We start from the raw sequence: 7,673 nt of genomic DNA on the forward strand, positions 1-7,673 counted from the left end.
AATCAAATCATTAAGCTCAGTAGAACTAATATGACGCACCACTACTTCTTTAGAATCTTTACTCATATACCAATATTATATATTTTATACTATATAAATATTGTCAAAAAATAGGTATCGTACTATATTTGCTAATTTTGATATTTCAAAAAATAAAAAAAATAAAAAATAGGAATTGAAAATTCCCTTAAAGATATTTGTTTTAAATTTAATAGTTATCCATCAATGAGTTATTATGGTAATTTAGAACCTGCAGAGTAATATTTACCATTAACTATTGTACCACCAGCAGGAGCATAACTAGCTGAACTACTTGAAGATGAAGTAGTTGTAGTTGTAGCTGGTTTAGTTGAAGATGAACTACCTGAAGAACCACTTGAAGAGGAACTACCTGAAGAACCACTTGAAGATGAACCACTTGAAGAACTACTTGAAGATGGAGTACTACTTGTGGTTGTTGGTAATTTAGAACCTGCAGAGTAATATACTCCATTAACTATTGTACCACCAGCAGGAGCATAACTAGCTGAACTACTACTTGTGGTTGTTGTACTTGATGAGGTTGGTAATGTAGAACCTGGAGAGTAGTATACTCCATTAACTATTGTACCTTGTGAAGTAGTAGGTCCACAATCATTAGTAGAAGTATAAGGGCTGTTAGTGAGTATACTTGGATCGTACACAGCACCACCAGTTGTAGTTGAACTGCTTGTTGTTGATTCTTTATAAACTGGTCTATAACCTATAAGGTTTCCACATTCATCAACAACAGGTTCATAATAGCAGACATCTGAGTTATCATAAGGTACTTGAGTACCTGGTGTACTTGGAGTAGTTGGAGTAGTTGGAGGTGTAACTGGAGGTGTAACTGGGGGTGTAACTGGTTTAACTGTTACATTAACTACTGCTGAAGCATCATTGTTTTTATAGTTAGTTTCGTCTTCATTAGCACTTACATTAACAGTATTAGTCCATGTTCCTGTAGTTGCTGCTCTAGCAGTTATTTGTAAGATTGCGGATGCTCCTACTGCTAAGTTTCCTATGTTCCATAATCCAGAGGAATATGTTCCGTTATTTGTAACATGACCAGTATAGGTCATTCCACTTGGTAAAACATCAGTTACTCTAACTCCAGTTGCATTTTCAGGACCGTTATTGGTTACAGTTATTGTGTAAATTACAGAATCTCCAACATATATGTTTGAAGCATTTACAACTTTATTTATTGCAAGATCAATAAGATGGTTTTTAATAACAACACTTACATTAGCATTATTATTATCGTAATTAGTTTCATTTTCATTAGCACTTACATTAACTCTGTTAGTATAGGTACCTGGATTACCACTAGCATTTACAATTAAATCTAATGTTACACTAGTACCATATAATAAGTTTCCTATATTCCATAGATTATCTGCTTGTGAGAAGGTTCCTCTAGAAGGATTTGCACTTTGATATGTGAATCCATTAGGTAATACTTCACTTAATTTAACACCAGTAGCATCAGTTGGACCATTATTTTTAACAGTTACTAAGTAATGAACAAGATCTCCTGAGTATAATTCAGTTGCATTTGCAGCTTTAGTTACTTGAATATCTACTTTTGGTTCTAAGACTTCAACAGTTGTGTTAGCATTGTTATTATCATAATCAAGTTCTTCTTCATTAGCACTTACAGCAACAACATTAGTGTAGTTACCTTGGTTAGTGTCAGCTCTAAGTATTAAGTTTAATACTCCACTTACACCTGCTCCGAGGTTTGCTATACTCCATATTTTACTGTTTTTATTGTAAGTTCCGCGGTCAGTTGTATGGCTGACATATGTGAATCCATTTGGAATAAGTTCTAAAATTCTAACTTGTGTTGCTTTATCTGGACCATTATTAAGAACAGTTATAGCAAAATCGACTAATTCACCTTTAAGTACACTGGTTACATTTGAAGTTTTAAATAATGCAAGATCAACTCCACCAGTAACATTAACTGTTGCGTTAGCCTCGTTATTACTTAAATTATTATCATCTTGTGCTGAACTTACATTAACGATATTAACATAAGAACCAGCATCAGCATTTACTGTGAATATTAGATCTAATGTTGCAGAATCACCAACAGCTAATTTTCCAATATTCCAAAGATTAGTATTTTTATTATAAGTCCCTACACTTGCAGTGTAGCTATCAAATTTGAATCCAGCAGGAACAATATCTGAAACTTTAGTTTGAGTCGCATTTTCTGGACCATTATTTGTAACAGTCATAGTATATCTAACTTGCTGACCTTTAGACACAGTAGTCACATTAGCAACTTTAGCTATTGCAAGATCAAGTCCACCTTGAACATAAACTGTTGCATTAGCTTCATTGTTAGTCAAATCATCTTCATCTTGTGCTGAGCTTACATTAACGATATTAACATAAGAACCTGTATCAGCATTTACTGTGAATATTAGATCTAATGTTACAGAATCACCAGCAGCTAATTTTCCAATGTTCCAAATCTTAGTATTCTTATTATAAGTTCCTACACTTGCAGTGTAGCTATCAAATTTGAATCCATCAGGAACAATATCTGAAACTTTAGTTTGAGTCGCATTTTCTGGACCATTATTTGTAACATTTATAGTATATCTAACTTGCTGACCTTTAGACACAGTAGTCACATTAGCAATTTTAGTTATTGTAAGATCAAGTCCACCATAAACATCGATTGATGCATTAGCTTCATTGTTGCTTAAATTTCTATCATCTTGTGCTGAGCTTACATTAGCTGTATTAATATAAGTACCAATATCAGCATTGATTGTGAATATTAAATGTAATGTTGCATTAGCACCAGAAGCTAATTTTCCAATGTTCCATATATTATTGTTTTTATTATAAGTTCCTACACTTGCTGTATAGTTATCAAACTTGAATCCAGCAGGTATAAGATCTGAAACTTTAGTCTGGGTTGAATCTTGTGGACCATTATTTCTAACAGTTATGGTATAGTCAACTTGCTGACCTTTAAGCACTTTAGTCTCATTAGCAGCTTTAACTATTTCAAGATCTACCTCAGGTATAAGTGTTAATTTCTCTGAAGTAATGTTATACGGAGTATAATCAAATATTAACATTGCTTGAGTAGTTTTTGGTGAAGTATTCTTACCAGGTTTTAACATACGGAAAGTGAATTCATTGTATGTGTCATTCCAGGTTGTTACGTTGTATTTAGATCCGTTAATATATTTTATATTTGATTGAACTGAAGAAGGTATTAATTTTTTTGTGGAGTTTATTTTATAGTTGTCATTATATGATTTATTTGCTATACTGGAATTTCCAGTGATAGCCCACACTTCCTTCTGAAATTCATCTTTTTTAACAGAGTCATTTGCTATTTCATCATTGAAATTTTCAGCAATGTATTCAATAGCTCCTTTTTTTGTATTAATTTTATTTGTGGTTTCTAAGGTGTCACCAATATTGACATTTTCCTCCTCTTCCACACACATATATTCATAGTTTTTGTTAGTATTCACATCTGTAGCAGTATGATTTTCGCCGATAACAATTTCATCAGCAAACACTGTAGTAGGAAGCATGAATACAAATAAAACCATAAACATGGTTAATATCATATATTTTTTATTCATATTATCATTGCACCATTTTGTTATATATTAATTTATATTAAAATTGCACCATTTTGTTATATATTAATTTATATTAAAATTGCACCATTTTGTTATATATTAATTTATATTAAATTTCTAATTGTTACTCCTAAAACAAGATCCTTTCAATTGATGAGAATTTATCAATATCATTAAATCATTAATATAAGTTGTTCTAAGCGTTTATTGATATAAGTTATTAATTTAAATCCAAACATATTTTCATATTTCAATTTAATTCCATGTAATAAATTGAATAGACCCCAAATACATGGATTTACCTATATTAATTTAGTTTCATATAATGTTTTTAATACTCATTATAATATTATATTATTGTATTTTAGTATTACTCTTAATTTTTTAATTTACAAAATCACATTTAAGTTCTGTTTAACTCTAAATTTATTATATATTTTAACTTTAATTTCAATGATTTCATCATATTATGCTTTATTAGGTTTAAAATTTTATTTAAGTCTACGTGGTTTGTAATATAATATTTAATATAAATATTTTATTATAATGATCAGATTATGGACTTTAATTAAAAAAAGTTCATATTATGGTCCAATATGGGTTCATTATAACCCATATGAAGAAGATATTAGAAAATGGATAGTTGGATGTATTGAACGAATTGTTTATTTTGAATTGTTACTTGTTCATATTCATGAGAATTGTAATAACTATAATTAATAACTAATTTTATAAATAAATAATGATTTATTATAGGATTTATTATTATAGGATGTATTATAGCTATTTTTCCAATTAATAAATTATATTTTCATTAGCTTAAAAAATTCATTAAAATATTATTTCATTAATAATTATTTCCATTATAACAATTATTTCTATTATAATAATTATTTCATTACTTAAAAAATAATATTAAATTAATTTGATAGTATGAAACATATAAGAATTAATTTTTACTCTTACCAATTTCTAATCATTACACATGAAAATTCATAAGTAAACCTATTTAAATCTTTCCATATTGTTAAACTATAATTCTGATTTAAAATAAGATTATGTAAACTAAATAGAGGATATATTAATTTTAGGAATAATTAGCTAAATAATTCTTATATTAACTAATTAATTATTATATTTCATATACCCCATTTTATTTTATTTTTCTAGTACTGTGACCATTAGCAGTTAAATTTATTTCATTGCCTAATTTTAGAGTTCTGTAGTTATATTCTGTAGAATTTCACACTAAAAATTTTTTGCTCACATCCTTTATCTTTTACAATCCCCTATTTTTTAAATAGCTATTTTTATGATATATAATGAAATTTTCTATTGTATCTTTTTTATATTGTATATTTTTCATTTTTATAAGAAGATGATCTTTAAAAAATATTTTACAATATATTTCTCATTAAAAATTAATATTTTTTAATCTTAAAATTCTTTATTTTTTAATTAAATTTTAATAAAGTATTATTTCTTATATTTAATAGGTAATATTATATTATTTAATTAAATACAAATTTTATAAATATTTATAATATTTCTATTGGAGGTTTAGATTTAATTTTAACTTTAATTTCTTTTTAAATAGCTATTTAGAAAAATAATAACTATTAAACTATTTTTTTAAGTTTAAATCATTTAGATTATATATGTAAAATTTATAATGTTCTATTGGATACACACCTTTATATATGTTTTACATCCAATTAGAACTATAAGAATTGTGAGACATGCTAATGCAATTATAAATGTCTATTTATCGTTTTTTCATGTTTTATTGAAGAAGTTGATAATTATAAATGACTAGTGATTAATTGTAAGGACTAGTGATTAATTGTTTTATTTAATAAGTGATATATATTTAATAATTAAACCATTTTATTAAATAGATATTATCAATTAAATAGTGTTAAAATCAGTTAAATAGTGTTAATAGTTATTATGACTGAGGAACTGAGTTATTAATAATATATCAATAGCTATTTCAATGTACTGATTAATTTAAAGTCCATACAACCATAATTTAGACATTTAGTTTTAGTAAAATTATCAGAATAATATTACTTTAAAATCACATGATTTTAGTTTAAAAAGGTGGAGTATAAAATGAATTATAAAAAAATAATAATTATCTTTTTGACCATTATATTAATTTCATCTGCAATATCAACAACATTTGCAGCTGAAGATGATAGTAATAACACTACTAACAACAATAGCGTCAATAATACTACTAACAACAATAGCATTAATAATATTAACAATAATAGTGTCAATAATATTACTAACAACAGCACAGCAAACGATATTAATAACACAACCAATAAAAATAACACTACCAGTTCTCAAGTCTTAGGTGACGAAGTAGTAACTAAAGATAAAGGTTATATGAGTGGTTCAGGTAATTCTATTATTAAAGAAAATAACACAAATGTTCATTATTACACTTCATGTATAGAAGAAAAGAATGATGTTTTTTACTATGATGTATTCACTACACATGCCAATATAACTGTTAGAGAGGGACTTATTGACTGGATTGTTAATAATTATGAAAAGTTCGTGTCAAATGGATATTACTTTTCTAAGTATGATATTTGGAATTTCAGTGAAAATAAGAACTTAAGCTTTGTGACTTATCCAGATAAATATAAAGTGAATGTTACATTAAATGCAACTCCTAAAACATACTCTCTTCAATTCATAAATGGTAGCTGGTACAATGTCTCATCATGGACAGAAAGATATGTTGAATGGACATTCAGATCTTCTGGAGACGGATATAGCAGCAATTATAAACCTGGCACTCAGCAGGACCTCTTACATTACATTCCAAAACTTAATACTGTGAATAAGACGGCATATGAAAAGATAGAAAATGAAACAAAAAACGAAACAGTTGAAAATATCACAGTAATTAATAAAACAGTTGAAAATGTTACTGTTGTTAATAAAACAGTTGAAAATGTTACTGTTGTTAATAAAACAGTTGAAAATGTTACTGTTGTTAATAAGACTATTGTCAACAAAATAGTTAAGAATATAACACAACCTCCTAAAGTTATAGCAGGTAGCGTACCAATGAAAAAAACAGCTTTACCATTACATTTAATAATAATCATTGTAATTACCATGTTAGTAGGGTTAAAAGCTAAAAAACGTGATTAATCAATACATCACTTTATTATTTATAATCATATATCTATATTTAGCTATATTTAGGAAAATAAAAGGAGCTTGAGAAATAGACAAGATAACTTTATAGATAACTTTATTAAATCCCTAATTTATTCAATCTTAAATTCTTTATTTCTTTATTAAATTTAGATAATAATTTATTATAATGTAACTAATGTACCATTAAACAATGAAACTGGATTTAAAGAGCCTGTTACGCAGTATTATTATCAATTCATATTCATGAAACAAGCTTTTTAAATGAGAAATTGGAGATTTTCCTAAATTTCTTTCAGAAAAAAGTTTAAGAAACAACAAAGATAAAAAAATCTTTTTCTAACTTTAAAAAAACCTGTGATTTAAAAAAAATCAAAGAGTTTCTAACTTAATAAATTAAGTTTCATCATATGCTATTTCAAAAAATAAACATTAAAGGAATAATAACTGTTTTACTAAAATTAAATATATTCACAAAGACCAGAAATATATGAATTCTATTTTTTATTTTTCTTACTAAGTTTTTTACACTTAATATACACCAACTTTTGAATATTCAGAATTTATTTTAATTATTGGTTTTCTATATTCGATACTTAATTTCGATATTGTAGAATATTCTATTGTAAAATATATTGTATAGATTTGTATAGATTTATTTTACTTGCTAAAACTAAAAAAATATATTATATAGGAAATATAAAATATTAGAGAATATATTATTTTATTGTATAATCAATTTGAAAAGTTCTTAATGAATTTAGTTAAAACTAAGTATTTTTTAAAATAGCAAAATTAAGACAGTTTTTTAATATCAAATAAAATTTATTTTTAATAAAAATTATAATC

General features: G+C 26.2%; 3 protein-coding genes. 2 read left to right on the top strand and 1 reads right to left on the bottom strand.

The window, feature by feature from the left end:
• Positions 1-233: 233 nt before the first annotated feature.
• Complete coding sequence (locus tag MBFIL_RS01145) at positions 234-3,641, bottom strand: DUF11 domain-containing protein (RefSeq protein ID WP_066970653.1); 3,408 nt, start codon at positions 3,639-3,641, stop codon at positions 234-236.
• 546 nt (positions 3,642-4,187) lie between these two features.
• On the opposite strand from MBFIL_RS01145, the gene MBFIL_RS10905 reads away from it, so the two are divergent.
• A complete protein-coding gene (locus MBFIL_RS10905; protein ID WP_211261683.1) occupies positions 4,188-4,361 on the top strand; it encodes a hypothetical protein in 174 nt (57 codons plus the stop codon).
• Between the two features lie 1,395 nt (positions 4,362-5,756).
• Positions 5,757-6,818, top strand: coding sequence for a hypothetical protein (locus tag MBFIL_RS01150; RefSeq protein WP_066970655.1), 1,062 nt, complete (start codon positions 5,757-5,759; stop codon positions 6,816-6,818).
• Positions 6,819-7,673: the final 855 nt, after the last annotated feature.

Origin of the sequence: Methanobrevibacter filiformis (assembly GCF_001639265.1) — an archaeon.
Lineage (GTDB): Archaea > Methanobacteriota > Methanobacteria > Methanobacteriales > Methanobacteriaceae > Methanacia > Methanacia filiformis.